Here is a 13,875-nt window from a genome sequence, read left to right on the forward strand (position 1 = left end):
AGTAAGGCGTACACCTGTAGGAGCTGCCGCAGGCTGCGATCTTTTGACTTCAGTACGCGTACCTCAACATGGCATGGGGTAAATGCCGCAAAGCAAAAAAACCGAACAGCGCGGCCATGGCCGGCAAGACCAGCCACCAGACCTTCGGTGGCATGGCATTGAGTGGCGTCTGGCGCTGACTCAGCCAGAGGCTTGCCGCACAGACACACGCCGCCAGCATGGCGCCGGCCAGCACATCCGTTGGCCAGTGCGCACCCAGGTAGACGCGTGACAACGCAATTGCCAGCGCCGGCAGGCAACCCACCAACAACCAGGTCAGACGCATCCGCGGTGGTTGTCCGCGGCCGGCCAGAACGGCGAGGGTCAGAAACAGCGCGAAGGCCCCCGACGCGTGACCGCTTGGCATGCTGTAGCTCACCAGCGGATCACTTAACACTTCCGGGCGCACGCGTGCGAAAAACTGTTTGGTGAACGTGTTGCCGAGTGCGGTGCAGAGCAGGGTGCTGCCCGCGAAAATCGCCTGTCGCCATTGCCGGGTCAGCAGCAGCAAAGCGGTCAGCAGGACGCTGAACAGCAGCATGTTGCGGAACTCGCCGATCAGCGTGAAGGTGACGGCGACTTCGTCGAGCGTCGGGCTGCGGTGTTCCTGCACCAGTGTCATCACGCCCTGATCGAGGGCGGTCAGGTGCGGGTAGCCGATAAACAGGCCCGCCAGGATCAGAAGGCTCATACCGGTGATCAGTATTGTCGCTTTGCGATGCCGACGCAGGCTGCTGGTCGCGCTCAAACCCACCATGACCGCAATGCTGCCGGCGACGATCCCGGCCTCAGGCCAGAAACCTTCCGGCAATGGCAAACGAATTGCGGCACCCGTGGCCCAGCCCGGCAACAGATACGCGACGCTCCAACCGGCCGCCGCCAGGAGACTGACAGCGACAAAACGCGGGAAGGGCATGTCGAACATCCCGGCGACCATCGGCAGCATCGGCCGCAGCGGCCCGATGAAGCGTCCGACCAGCAGGCTGGCAATGCCATAGCGCTGGAAGTAAGCCTCGGCGCCGGCGATCCATTCCGGGTGATGGCGCAGGCCCGGCAGGCGCCGGATGTTCTGATGGAAATGTCGCCCTACAAAGTAGGAAACGATATCGCCCAGCACGCCGGCGACGAATCCCAGCAGCAATGTTTCGCTCAACGACAGGGCGCCGCTGCCGGCCAGAACGGCGACGGCAAACAACAACACCGTGCCGGGCACGATCAGTCCGGCAATCGCCAGGCATTCCACGAAGGCCACAATGAATACTGCCGCGGCCAGCCATTGCGGGTTGACCGTCAACCATCCGGTCACGCTATCGAGCCATGGGCCCATAAAAACAACTCCATCGAATTTTTATAATCGCCCGCAAGGGACGAACACAATCTTCAAAACACCACCGAACCCCCGCTCCCACAAGGGATATGTTCCGTCATCAAGACAGCAAAAAATAATCGCGACCTTCGACCTGCCCACGCCGCAGCGGGTTGCGCGTGCAATACGGTGCGTAAGCAGCGTCGACAAAGCGGTACATCAAATGCTCATCGCGCCCATGAGGAATGCCCAGGCGCGTGGTTTGAATGATGTGGCCAGGCGCCGGGCCGACATCTTCCACCAGCAGCACTTCATGATCGAAGCGCTTGGCGTCCCAGACCGGCACCTTCAAACCCAGCGACTTGCACAACAGCGTTTGCCCGGCGCAAAGTTTTTGCGAAGGGCGAGGGCGGCCCTGGGTATCAGGATTGTTCAACAGCATCTGCGCCAGGCTCGCCGGCCCGCTCAACTCATCGACCCACGGATAAGCGGATTTGATCAATACCGCATTGCCCGGGCCTTGAGCGCTGAAATTCAGGGAATCGCCGCCCCGGGCGTAATACATATAGATGTGACCGCCATCCAGAAACAAAGCCTTACGCTTTTCCGTGTAGCCAAGAGAGGCATGGCTGCCTTTTTCTTCAAAGTAATAGGCTTCGGTCTCGATGATCCGGGCACTGAGCCACAAGTCGCCTACCCGATGACGGATGACTTTGCCGAGTAAATCCCGGGCCAGCGTTTGCGCATCCCGGTCGAAAAACGCGTCCGGGAGCCCGGAGGGCAGGCCCGCAGCGGGCGCACGAACAGTCAGGTTGGACATGATGAACGGCATTTATCAAAGCTGATTGAGTCGTGATGATAACAATTTGCAGCTTAATCACGGCTGAACGTCGGCAAATTGCCCTCCATTTCGACCATCCGCCCGTCACCGCTGTTAGTCGGGAGACGCGACAGCTATAATCTGCCGCTTTCCTCTTTACCAAGACCACAGTAGACAATGACTGAGTCCGTTCTCGACTACATGACCCGCCTGGGTCGCGCTGCCCGCGAAGCGTCGCGCATCATCGGCCGTGCCAGCACCGCGCAGAAAAACCGCGCCTTGCAGGCGGCGGCCAATGCGCTGGACGCCGCGCGTGCCGAGCTGACGGCAGCCAACGACCTGGATCTGGCCGCGGGTCGCGCCAATGGTCTGGAGCCTGCGCTGCTGGAGCGTCTGGCGCTGACCCCGGAACGTATCGACGGCATGATCGTTGGTTTGCGTCAGGTGGCAGCGTTGCCGGACCCGGTCGGCGCCATTCGCGACATGAGCTTCCGTCCGTCGGGGATTCAGGTCGGCAAGATGCGCGTGCCGTTGGGCGTGATCGGAATCATCTACGAATCCCGGCCCAACGTGACCATCGATGCCGCCAGCCTGTGCCTGAAGTCCGGCAACGCGACCATTCTGCGCGGCGGTTCCGAAGCGATTCATTCCAACCGTGCCATTGCTGCCTGCATCCAGCGCGGTCTGGCTGAAGCCGATCTGCCGGCCGCCGTCGTACAAGTGGTCGAGACCACAGACCGTGCGGCTGTTGGCGCGCTGATCACCATGCCTGAATATGTCGACGTCATCGTGCCCCGTGGCGGCCGTGGCCTGATCGAGCGCATCAGTCGTGACGCGCGCGTTCCGGTCATCAAGCATCTGGACGGCATCTGCCACGTTTACGTCAGTGCCCACGCCGATTTGCCGAAAGCCCAGCGCATCGCCTTCAATGCCAAGACCTACCGTTATGGTATCTGCGGTGCGATGGAGACGCTGTTGGTGGATCAAACCGTTGCCAAAGATTTCCTGCCGTCGATGGCTGCACAGTTCCGCGAAAAAGGCGTCGAGCTGCGTGGTTGCGAACGCACGCGGGCGATCATCGATGCTGCGGTGGCCACCGAAGAAGACTGGAATACCGAGTACCTGGCGCCGATTCTCTCGATCCGTGTGGTCGACGGGCTGGACCAGGCCATCGAGCACATTAATCAGTACGGCTCCCATCACACCGATTCGATCGTCAGCGAAAACCTCGCAGACACCCGGCGTTTCGTCGCGGAAGTCGATTCGTCGTCGGTGATGATCAATACGCCGACCTGTTTCGCCGATGGCTTCGAATACGGATTGGGTGCCGAGATTGGCATTTCTACTGATAAGCTGCACGCCCGTGGCCCGGTGGGTCTCGAAGGCCTGACCTGCGAGAAGTACATCGTGGTCGGTGATGGCCAGTTGCGCGGCCAGGCGTCGGTCTGACTTGGGCGACCTTAATCCGTCGTCCCCGCTCACCGCCAGCGAACCTGCGCCTCGACGTATCGGCATGCTGGGCGGGACGTTCGACCCAGTGCACATCGGCCATTTGCGCGGTGCGCTGGAAGTCGCCGAATCGCTGGCGCTCGATGAGTTGCGACTGACACCCAGTGCCAGGCCGCCTCATCGCGGCACGCCGCAGGTGTCGGCGAAGGACCGTCTGGCGATGGTCAAGTGCGCGGTGGCCGGTGTGGCACCGTTGGTGGTGGACGCCCGCGAATTGCAGCGGGACAAGCCGTCCTACACTATTGATACCCTGGAACTGATGCGTGCCGAACTGGCCGCTGAAGACCAGGTTTTTCTACTTTTGGGCTGGGACGCATTTTGCGGCCTGCCCACTTGGCACCGCTGGGAAGAGTTGCTCCAGCATTGCCACATCCTGGTGCTGCAACGCCCGGATGCCGACAGCGAACCGCCGGATGCCTTGCGCAACCTGCTGGCAGCGCGCTCGGTGAGCGACCCGCTGGCCCTCAAAGGGCCGAGCGGACAGATTGCATTCGTCTGGCAGACGCCGCTCGCGGTATCCGCCACCCAGATCCGTCAACTGCTGGCCAGCGGTAAGTCGGTACGTTTCCTGGTGCCCGACGCGGTCCTGGCCTACATCGATGCGCACGGACTCTACCGTGCGTCGAACTGAAAAAGGGTGCGCTTCAAGGCACGTGAATGCGTGTAGCGAAGCGCCCGAACATACGAGCAAAACGAGTTTTATATGACTGACAAAGACGTAGCTAAAGTAAAGCGCAAAGGCACATTCAAGAGCGCCCCCCTGCCAGTAGAAGCGCCAACCGGCCCTGAGCTGGCTGGCGAAGAACTGGTCAAGGTTGCCGTGGCAGCCCTGGAAGACGTCAAGGCCCAGGACATTCAGGTCATCGACGTTCGTGAAAAGCAGAGCATCACTGACTTCATGATCATCGCCACCGGTACGTCCAACCGCCAGATCGGCGCGATGCTGGACAAGGTTCGCGAAGCCGTCAAAGCCCAGGGCGTCAAGCCGCTGGGTGAAGAAGGCAAGGGCGACAGCGACTGGGTGTTGCTGGATATGGACGACGTCATCGTGCACATGATGACCGCCTCGGCTCGCCAGTTCTATGACCTGGAACGCCTGTGGGCCGGTGCAGAGCAGAGCCGTTCGGCCAGCGCTGCGCATCACAGCCCGGAAAACACCCATGAGCATTTCACCAAGCTCAACAAAGACCAGCAATAAGGGACCGCTGTGCGACTGCGACTGATCGCCGTCGGTTCACGCATGCCCAAGTGGGTGGAAGAAGGCTGGCATGAATATGCCAAGCGTCTTCCGTCCGAGCTGGCGCTGGAACTGGTGGAAATACCGCTCAACACCCGTGGCAAGAACGCCGACGTGGCACGCTTTATCCGTCAGGAAGGCGAAGCCATGCTGGCCAAGGTCGGGCCGAACGAGCGCGTTGTCACCCTCGAAGTCCACGGCAAGCCCTGGAGCACCGAGCAGTTGGCGGTCGAACTCGATCGCTGGCGGCTCGACTCGCGCACGGTGAATTTCATGGTCGGCGGCCCCGAAGGGCTGGCGCCGGAAGTCTGTGCGCGGGCCGATCAGCGCTGGTCGTTGTCGCCGTTGACGTTGCCGCACCCGCTGGTGCGGATTCTGATCGGCGAACAGCTGTACCGTGCCTGGACAGTTCTGTCCGGCCACCCATACCACAAGTAGTTCTGCCTCATGTCCCAGCCGATCCGCATCAAGGACCACGAAAAAGACGCCCGTCTGGTGCGTGGCCGCGTCGTGTTCGGGGCAATTGCGGTGGTGGCGCTGTTCGGCGTGCTGATCGCACGGCTGTATTTCCTGCAGGTGATCCAGTACGAGTACCACTCGACCCTGTCGGAAAACAACCGCGTCCACGTGCAGCCGATTCCGCCGACCCGTGGACTGATCTTCGACCGCAATGGCGTGGTGGTGGCCGACAACCGGCCCAGCTTCAGCCTGAGCATGACCCGCGAGCGTTCCGGCGACTGGCAGCAAGTGCTCGACGTGATCGTCGAAGTGCTGGAGATGACGCCCGAGGATCGGGTGATCTTCGAGAAACGCATGCGGCAGGGGCGTCGGCCATTCGAGCCGGTGCCGATCCTGTTCGAGCTGACCGAAGAACAGATCGCCCGCATCGCCGTGAACCAGTTCCGCCTCCCGGGTGTGGAAGTGGTTGCGCAACTGGTGCGGCATTACCCGCAGGGCGCGCACTTTGCGCACTCGGTGGGTTACATGGGGCGGATCAACGAGAAAGAGCTGAAGTCCCTCGATCCGGTCAATTACAGCGGCACGCACCACATCGGCAAGACCGGCATCGAGCGGTTCTACGAGCCCGAGTTGCACGGTCAGGTGGGTTACGAAGAAGTCGAGACCAACGCGCGAGGCCGCGTCTTGCGCGTGCTCAAGCGCACCGATCCGATTCCCGGCAAGGACATCGTCCTGAGCCTGGACATCAAGTTGCAGGAAGCGGCCGAAGCGGCACTCGGCGGTCGGCGTGGTGCGGTGGTGGCGCTGGACCCGACGACTGGCGAAGTACTGGCGATGGTCAGTCAGCCGAGTTTCGACCCGAACCTATTCGTCACCGGCATCAGCTTCAAGGCTTACTCCGAGCTGCGCGATTCCATTGACCGCCCGTTGTTCAACCGCGTACTGCGCGGTCTGTACCCGCCGGGTTCGACCATCAAGCCGGCGGTGGCAATTGCCGGTCTGGATTCTGGTGTGGTTACCGCGTCGACCCGGGTCTTTGACCCTGGCTACTACATGCTGCCCAATTACGATCACAAGTATCGTAACTGGAACCGTACCGGCGATGGCTACGTGGATCTGGACACGGCGATCATGCGGTCCAACGACACCTACTTCTATGACCTGGCGCACAAGCTGGGGATTGATCGCCTGTCGGCCTATATGGGCAAGTTCGGCATCGGCCAGAAGGTCTCCCTGGACATGTTCGAAGAGTCGCCGGGGCTGATGCCGTCCCGTGAGTGGAAGCGCGCGACCCGTCGCCAGGCCTGGTTCCCGGGCGAAACGCTGATTCTCGGGATCGGCCAGGGCTACATGCAATCCACGCCGCTGCAACTGGCCCAGGCCACGGCGCTGGTGGCCAATAAAGGCGTGTGGAACCGTCCGCACCTGGCCAAGACCGTCGAAGGCGTGCGGCCGAAGGATGACAATCCGATGCCGGACATTGTCCTGCGCGATCCGTCCGACTGGACCAGGGTCAACCACGGCATGCAGCAAGTGATGCACGGTGCTCGCGGTACGGCGCGCAAGGCATCGATCGGCGCGCAATACCGGATCGCCGGCAAAAGTGGTACGGCCCAGGTGGTCGCGATCAAGCAGGGCGAGAAGTATGACCGCTCCAAGGTTCAGGAACGTCATCGCGACCACGCCTTGTTCGTCGGCTTCGCGCCGGCCGACAACCCGAAAATCGTGGTGTCGGTGATGGTCGAGAACGGCGAATCCGGTTCCGGCGTCGCCGCGCCGGTGGTGCGCCAGGTCATGGACGCCTGGCTCCTGGACCAGGATGGCCGACTGAAAGCCGAATACGCCAGCCCAATCAGTGCGGAGGCTACGGCCCGTGAAGAGTAATTTCGATCGCATCCTCTCCAGCGAGGATGTGATGCGTCGTCGTGCGACGCTGTTGCAACGCATGCACATCGACGGCCCGTTGCTGATCCTGCTGCTGACCCTCGCCGCCGGCAGCCTGTTCGTGCTGTATTCGGCCAGCGGCAAGAGCTGGGATCTGCTGGCCAAACAAGCCACGTCGTTCGGCATCGGCCTGGTGTCGATGATCGTCATCGCCCAGTTCGAGCCGCGCTTCATGGCTCGCTGGGTGCCGGTCGGTTATGTGCTCGGCGTGCTGTTGCTGGTGGTGGTGGACGTCATGGGCCACAACGCCATGGGCGCCACGCGCTGGATCAACATTCCGGGGGTGATCCGCTTCCAGCCTTCGGAGTTCATGAAGATCCTGATGCCGGCGACCATCGCCTGGTACTTGTCCAAGCGCACCTTGCCGCCGCAGCTCAAGCACGTAGGTGTCAGTCTGTTTCTGATCGGTTTGCCGTTCATTCTGATCGTGCGTCAGCCTGACCTTGGCACTTCGTTGCTGATTCTCGCGGGCGGCGCATTCGTTTTGTTCATGGGTGGTCTGCGCTGGCGCTGGATTCTCAGCGTGCTGGCCGCCGCCGTGCCGGTGGCCGTGGGGATGTGGTTCTTCATCATGCACGACTACCAGAAGCAGCGAATCCTGACGTTCCTCGACCCGGAAAGCGATCCGCTGGGCACCGGCTGGAACATCATTCAGTCGAAAGCGGCCATCGGCTCCGGCGGTGTATTCGGCAAAGGCTGGCTGCTGGGCACCCAGTCGCACCTGGACTTCCTGCCGGAAAGCCATACCGACTTCATTATTGCGGTCATGGGCGAGGAGTTCGGTCTGGTCGGCATCTGTGCACTGTTGCTGATTTACCTGCTGTTGATCGGCCGCGGACTGGTGATTACTGCTCAGGCCCAGACATTGTTCGGCAAATTGCTCGCGGGCAGCCTGACGATGACGTTTTTTGTTTACGTTTTCGTCAACATCGGTATGGTCAGTGGCCTGTTGCCGGTTGTGGGAGTGCCGTTGCCGTTCATTAGCTACGGAGGAACTTCGCTGGTAACGCTGCTGTCAGCGTTTGGGGTTTTGATGTCGATCCATACCCATCGTAAGTGGATCGCACAGGTTTGAATAAGGTGAAGATTTCAATGCAAGTAATGCGTGGCTGGGCGACTCGAAATGCGCCATGGGTCGGCCTGGTAAGCATCCTTGGCATCGCGCAGGACGCGTTGGCCGGCGATTACGAAGGCACACCCCAGGTGGCCGAATTCGTCGGTGAAATGACCCGCGACTACGGCTTTGCCGGTGAACAGCTGATGGGCGTGTTCCGCGAAGCCGAGCGCAAGCAGGCGATTCTGGACGCGATCTCGAAACCCGCCGAGCGGGTGAAGCAATGGAGCGAGTATCGCCCGATGTTCATCACCGACGCCCGCATCGCCCGCGGCGTGGATTTCTGGCGGCAGCACGAGGCGGTACTGGCCCGTGCCGAGCAGGAATACGGTGTGCCGGCCCAAGTGATTGTCTCGATCATCGGCGTTGAAACCTTTTTTGGCCGCAATACCGGCAATTACCGGGTAATCGACGCCTTGTCGACCCTGGGTTTCGACTATCCTCCCCGTGCCGAATTCTTCCGCAAGGAATTGCGTGAATTCCTGCTGCTGGCTCGAGAAGAGCAGGTCGATCCACTGACCCTCAAAGGCTCCTACGCCGGGGCGATGGGCTTGCCGCAGTTCATGCCGAGCAGTTTCCGCGCCTATGCGGTGGATTTCGACGGTGACGGCCACATTAATATCTGGACCGACCCCGACGACGCCATCGGCAGCGTCGCCAGTTATTTCAAGCGTCACGGCTGGGTGGCCGGTGAGCCTGTCGTCAGCCGCGCCGATGTGCGTGGCGAGCAGGTCGATAAAGGTTTGACCACCGGCATCGAACCGACTAAAACCGTCGGGGAGTTGCGGGCGCTGGGGTGGTCAAGTCATGATGCGCTGCGCGATGATATGCCGGTCACGGCATTCCGCCTGGAAGGTGACAATGGCCCTGAATACTGGTTGGGCCTGACGAATTTTTACGCGATCACGCGTTATAACCGCAGCGTGATGTACGCCATGGCCGTGCATCAACTGTCTGAACAGCTGGTCCAAGCACGGGGCGTCAAGTAATGCGGGCATTGCCTATGAAAAAACCCCTGAAGCTGCTGGCATTCGCCGCGTTGGCAGTGCTGGTCGCCAGTTGTTCGACCAGCCGCGCGCCGTCTCAGAAATCATCCACCGCCGTGCGCTCGGCGCCGGGGCTGGACATCAACCGCGCCCACAAAGATGGCGCACCGTGGTGGGACGTCGACGTATCGCGCATCCCGGATGCCACGCCGACCCTGCACACCGGTCCTTACAAGGCCAACCCCTACACCGTGCTGGGCAAGACTTACTTTCCGCAGCAAGAGTCCAAGACCTACGTCGCTTCGGGCACGGCGTCCTGGTATGGCACCAAGTTCCACGGCCAGAACACCGCCAATGGCGAGGTGTATGACCTGTATGGCATGAGTGCCGCTCACAAGACCTTGCCACTGCCAAGTTACGTTCGGGTGACCAACCTGGACAATAACAAGACCGTGATCCTGCGGGTCAACGACCGTGGCCCATTCTACTCGGACCGCATCATCGACTTGTCCTACGCCGCCGCGAAGAAACTCGGTTATGCCGAAACCGGCACTGCGCGGGTCAAGGTTGAAGGCATCGATCCTCAGCAATGGTGGGCGGCCAAAGGCCGTCCGGCGCCTTTAATGCTCAACGAGCCGCAAGTCGCGCAAAATACCGCGCCGACGATTACCGCTTCGGCCGGCACGGTCGAACAATGGACACCACCGCCGCAGCAACACGCCGCGGCCGTTGTGCCCGTGCAGATTGATGCAAAAAAAAACGCTTCTGTACCAGCCTCTGGCCAGTATCTGCAGGTGGGCGCGTTCGCCAACCCGGACGCTGCAGAACTCCTGAGATCGAAGCTCAGCGGGATGGTGAGCGCTCCGGTGTTCATCAGTTCGATCGTGCGCAATCAACAGACACTGCATCGGGTACGCCTGGGGCCGATCGGCTCGCCGGGTGAAATCCAGCAAGTGCAGAACAGCGTGCGGACAGCCAATCTCGGTTCGCCGAGCGTGGTCACCGCCGAGTAATACGTAGTACTTGATTGAGGGTTCACTTGCGGTTTGGGGGGTGAACCTGGTTGTTGGCTCGTTGAAGAACAAAAGCCCGGCAAGGGTTCTGAGTGAACGACTGAACATGCGACAGCTCGTTATAAAGCTGTCTGATTAGTTTTGCCTTCGGGCAGTTTCCATTAGCGATTTCGAGAGACGGATGAACATCACCACCTTTGCCAAACGCCTGTGCCTTCTAGTCCCGCTGCTCCTCTCGCCTGCCGCTTTCGCGGTCGAGATGATGCCGTCGCCGCCACAACTGGCCGCCAAAGCCTATGTGCTCATGGATGCCAGCAGCGGCAACGTGCTGGTCGAGAACAACGGTGACCAGCGTCTGCCGCCTGCCAGCCTGACCAAGCTGATGACCGCGTACATCGCGACCCTGGAAATCCGTCGTGGCCAGATCGGCGAAAACGATCCGGTGACCATCAGCGAAAACGCCTGGCGTACCGGTGGTTCGCGGATGTTCATCAAGGTCGGCACGCAGGTGACGGTCAGCGACTTGCTGCACGGCATCATCATTCAGTCGGGCAACGACGCCAGTGTTGCGCTCTCCGAGCACATCGCCGGCAGCGAAGACGCCTTCGCCGACATGATGAACAAAACCGTGGCCGACCTGGGCATGACCAACAGCCACTTCATGAACCCGACCGGTCTGCCGAACCCTGAGCATTACTCGTCGGCTCACGACATGGCCGTGCTGGCTCGCGCAATCATCCACGAAGACCCGGCTCACTACGCGATCTACTCGCAGAAAGAGTTCTTCTGGAACGGCATCAAGCAACCTAACCGCAACCTGCTGCTGTGGCGCGACAAGACCGTCGACGGTCTGAAAACCGGCCACACCGACGAAGCCGGCTACTGCATGGTGTCCTCGGCCGTACGTGATGGCATGCGCCTGATCGCCGTGGTGTTCGGCACCAACAGCGAAGTGGCGCGTGCGTCGGAAACCCAGAAACTGCTGACCTACGGTTTCCGCTTCTTCGAAACCCAGACCTTCTATCAAAAAGGCGCCGAGCTGGCTCAGGCCCCTGTCTGGAAAGGCAGCACCAATCAAGTCAAGGCCGGCCTGGCTGAAGACCTGACCATGACCCTGCCAAAAGGCCAGCTGAAAAAGCTCGCCGCCAGCATGACCATGAACCCGCAACTGATTGCGCCAATCGCCAAGGGCGACGTGATCGGTAAAGTCGAAGTGAAACTGGACGACAAGGTGGTGCACAGCGCTGACCTGATCGCTCTGGACGCGGTCGACGAGGGTGGTATCTTCCGCCGCATGTGGGATAGCATCCGTCTATTCTTCTACGGCTTGTTCAACTGAATTAGTGTGGACTCTCATGGCCCCGCTCCAATCCGGAGCGGGGCCATGTCCGTTGCCACGGCTTACGAGGCCGTTACGCCATGACAGACACCGAAGTAAAAGCGCCAAAGATCGAATTCCCCTGCGCGGATTACCCGATCAAGGTGATCGGCGACACCGGCGTGGGTTTCAAGGACAAGATCATCGCGATCCTTGAGAAACACGCGACCGTTGACCACAAGACCCTGGCCGAGCGCCAGAGTACCAACGGCAAGTACACGACCATCCAGCTGCACATCATCGCCACCGGTCAAGAACAGCTGTACGACATCAACAGCGAGTTGCGGGCTACCGGTTTCGTGCACATGGTGCTGTGATGTCTGGCACGCTGGGCTTTCGCGAGCTCGGCCAGATGGCTTACGAGCCGGTCTGGCATGCCATGCAGCGCTTCACCAACGAACGCGGCAGCGATGCCGCCGACGAGATCTGGCTGGTGGAGCACCCGCCGGTGTTCACCCAGGGCCAGGCCGGCAAGGCCGAGCACCTGCTGCTGCCGGGAGACATTCCGGTGGTGCAGGTCGATCGCGGTGGCCAGGTGACCTATCACGGTCCCGGCCAGTTGGTGGCCTACCTGTTGCTCGATGTGCGCAAGCTCGGTTTCGGCGTGCGTGACCTGGTCACGCGCATAGAGCATTGCCTGATCGAGTTGCTGGCCAGTTACGGCGTCACTGCCGCGGCCAAGCCGGATGCGCCGGGTGTCTACGTCGACGGAGCGAAAATCGCGTCTCTGGGTCTGCGGATCCGCCACGGTTGTTCCTTTCATGGCCTGGCCCTGAACGTGGACATGGACCTGGAACCGTTTCGACGGATAAATCCCTGCGGCTACGCCGGGCTGGCGATGACCCAGCTGCGCGATCACGCAGGATCGATTGAATTTGCCGAGGTAAGTGCCCGGCTGCGTGCGCAGCTCGTCAAACACCTCGACTATGCTGAGCAGACGACCCTAACGGGCGGAATCGACTGATATGACTACTGATGCAGTGCAAACCATGATCCCGACGCTGGATGTCACCGAGCGTCCGGCCCCGCGTGCCAAGGTTGAAGCCGGCGTCAAGCTGCGCGGCGCCGAGAAGGTTGCACGCATCCCGGTGAAGATCATCCCGACGACCGAACTGCCGAAGAAGCCCGACTGGATCCGCGTGCGCATCCCGGTTTCCCCGGAAGTCGACCGCATCAAGGCCCTGCTACGCAAACACAAGCTGCACAGCGTGTGCGAAGAAGCGTCCTGCCCGAACCTGGGCGAGTGCTTCTCCGGTGGTACCGCGACGTTCATGATCATGGGCGACATCTGCACCCGTCGCTGCCCGTTTTGCGACGTTGGCCACGGCCGTCCGAAACCACTGGACGTCAATGAGCCGGAAAGCCTGGCCATCGCCATTGCCGACCTGAAACTGAAATACGTTGTGATCACCTCGGTTGACCGCGACGACTTGCGTGACGGCGGTGCCCAGCACTTTGCCGACTGCATCCGCGAGATCCGCAAGCTGTCGCCGAATGTGCAGCTCGAAACCCTGGTCCCGGACTACCGTGGCCGCATGGACGTCGCGCTGGAAATCACCGCTGCCGAGCCGCCGGATGTGTTCAACCACAACCTGGAAACCGTGCCGCGCCTGTACAAGGCTGCGCGTCCGGGTTCGGATTACCAGTGGTCGCTGACGCTGCTGCAACGCTTCAAGCAGATGATGCCGCACATTCCGACCAAGTCCGGCCTGATGCTGGGTCTGGGCGAGACCGACGAAGAGGTCATCGAAGTCATGAAGCGCATGCGCGAACACGACATCGACATGCTGACCCTGGGCCAGTACCTGCAACCGTCCCGCAGCCACTTGCCGGTGCAGCGTTTCGTGCACCCGGACACCTTCGCCTGGTTCGCCGAGGAAGGTTACAAAATGGGCTTCAAGAACGTTGCTTCCGGCCCGTTGGTACGTTCCTCGTACCACGCTGACGAGCAGGCGAAGCTGGTTAAAGCTGAATTGATGTCGTCCTTGTAACAAAACGCCCGCAAGGTTTTTCAACCTTGCGGGCGTTTTTTATCAGCCGTGCCTACGGCAACTACAGTCTTTTCCTGCA

Annotated in this window: 14 protein-coding genes; 12 read left to right on the forward strand and 2 right to left on the reverse strand. The window is 61.0% G+C overall.

The features are described 5' to 3' along the window. Positions 1-49: 49 nt before the first annotated feature. Both ACYZTL_RS19150 and ACYZTL_RS19155 read right to left on the reverse strand, forming a co-directional pair. Positions 50-1,366, reverse strand: coding sequence for a bifunctional DedA family/phosphatase PAP2 family protein (locus ACYZTL_RS19150; protein WP_461953068.1), 1,317 nt, complete (start codon positions 1,364-1,366; stop codon positions 50-52). A 100-nt stretch (positions 1,367-1,466) separates the two neighbouring features. Next, on the reverse strand, positions 1,467-2,165 hold the full coding sequence (locus ACYZTL_RS19155) for a DNA-3-methyladenine glycosylase (protein ID WP_461953069.1): 699 nt from the start codon (positions 2,163-2,165) through the stop codon (positions 1,467-1,469). Positions 2,166-2,342: 177 nt separating this feature from the next. Here ACYZTL_RS19155 and ACYZTL_RS19160 point away from each other — a divergent pair, with 177 nt between their 5' ends. The 12 genes from ACYZTL_RS19160 (at position 2,343) to lipA (ending at position 13,796) form a co-directional block, all read left to right on the forward strand. After that, positions 2,343-3,614 carry a glutamate-5-semialdehyde dehydrogenase gene (locus ACYZTL_RS19160; protein WP_461953070.1) on the forward strand — a complete coding sequence of 424 codons (1,272 nt, stop codon included), beginning with the start codon at positions 2,343-2,345 and terminating at the stop codon, positions 3,612-3,614. After that, the gene (gene nadD, locus ACYZTL_RS19165; RefSeq protein WP_461953071.1) at positions 3,583-4,305 is read left to right on the forward strand and encodes a nicotinate-nucleotide adenylyltransferase; all 723 of its coding nucleotides are present in this window, start codon (positions 3,583-3,585) and stop codon (positions 4,303-4,305) included. Before ACYZTL_RS19160 ends, nadD begins: the two co-directional genes overlap by 32 nt. A 72-nt stretch (positions 4,306-4,377) precedes the next feature. Beyond that, on the forward strand, positions 4,378-4,872 hold the full coding sequence (gene rsfS / locus ACYZTL_RS19170; protein ID WP_461953072.1) for a ribosome silencing factor: 495 nt from the start codon (positions 4,378-4,380) through the stop codon (positions 4,870-4,872). A gap of 9 nt (positions 4,873-4,881) precedes the next feature. Continuing rightward, the gene (rlmH, locus tag ACYZTL_RS19175) at positions 4,882-5,349 is read left to right on the forward strand and encodes a 23S rRNA (pseudouridine(1915)-N(3))-methyltransferase RlmH (RefSeq protein ID WP_007937439.1); all 468 of its coding nucleotides are present in this window, start codon (positions 4,882-4,884) and stop codon (positions 5,347-5,349) included. A 9-nt stretch (positions 5,350-5,358) separates the two neighbouring features. After that, positions 5,359-7,254 (forward strand): penicillin-binding protein 2, encoded by a 1,896-nt coding sequence (mrdA, locus tag ACYZTL_RS19180; protein WP_461953073.1) that lies wholly within the window; start codon positions 5,359-5,361, stop codon positions 7,252-7,254. A gap of 31 nt (positions 7,255-7,285) precedes the next feature. Further along, positions 7,286-8,389 carry a rod shape-determining protein RodA gene (gene rodA / locus ACYZTL_RS19185; protein WP_461954335.1) on the forward strand — a complete coding sequence of 368 codons (1,104 nt, stop codon included), beginning with the start codon at positions 7,286-7,288 and terminating at the stop codon, positions 8,387-8,389. 17 nt (positions 8,390-8,406) lie between these two features. Continuing rightward, the gene (mltB, locus tag ACYZTL_RS19190; protein ID WP_461953074.1) at positions 8,407-9,417 is read left to right on the forward strand and encodes a lytic murein transglycosylase B; all 1,011 of its coding nucleotides are present in this window, start codon (positions 8,407-8,409) and stop codon (positions 9,415-9,417) included. Beyond that, a complete protein-coding gene (locus ACYZTL_RS19195; protein ID WP_461953075.1) occupies positions 9,417-10,427 on the forward strand; it encodes a septal ring lytic transglycosylase RlpA family protein in 1,011 nt (336 codons plus the stop codon). The genes mltB and ACYZTL_RS19195 overlap by 1 nt, the downstream gene beginning before the upstream one ends. Before the next feature lie 181 nt (positions 10,428-10,608). Beyond that, positions 10,609-11,766, forward strand: coding sequence for a D-alanyl-D-alanine carboxypeptidase family protein (locus ACYZTL_RS19200; protein WP_461953076.1), 1,158 nt, complete (start codon positions 10,609-10,611; stop codon positions 11,764-11,766). Positions 11,767-11,846: 80 nt separating this feature from the next. Then, on the forward strand, positions 11,847-12,122 hold the full coding sequence (locus ACYZTL_RS19205; protein WP_008152827.1) for a DUF493 domain-containing protein: 276 nt from the start codon (positions 11,847-11,849) through the stop codon (positions 12,120-12,122). Continuing rightward, on the forward strand, positions 12,122-12,769 hold the full coding sequence (lipB, locus tag ACYZTL_RS19210) for a lipoyl(octanoyl) transferase LipB (protein ID WP_461953077.1): 648 nt from the start codon (positions 12,122-12,124) through the stop codon (positions 12,767-12,769). Before ACYZTL_RS19205 ends, lipB begins: the two co-directional genes overlap by 1 nt. Position 12,770: 1 nt before the next feature. Further along, positions 12,771-13,796, forward strand: coding sequence for a lipoyl synthase (lipA, locus tag ACYZTL_RS19215; RefSeq protein WP_109786349.1), 1,026 nt, complete (start codon positions 12,771-12,773; stop codon positions 13,794-13,796). Positions 13,797-13,875 lie beyond the last annotated feature (79 nt).

This window comes from Pseudomonas sp. LB3P81 (assembly GCF_054897965.1).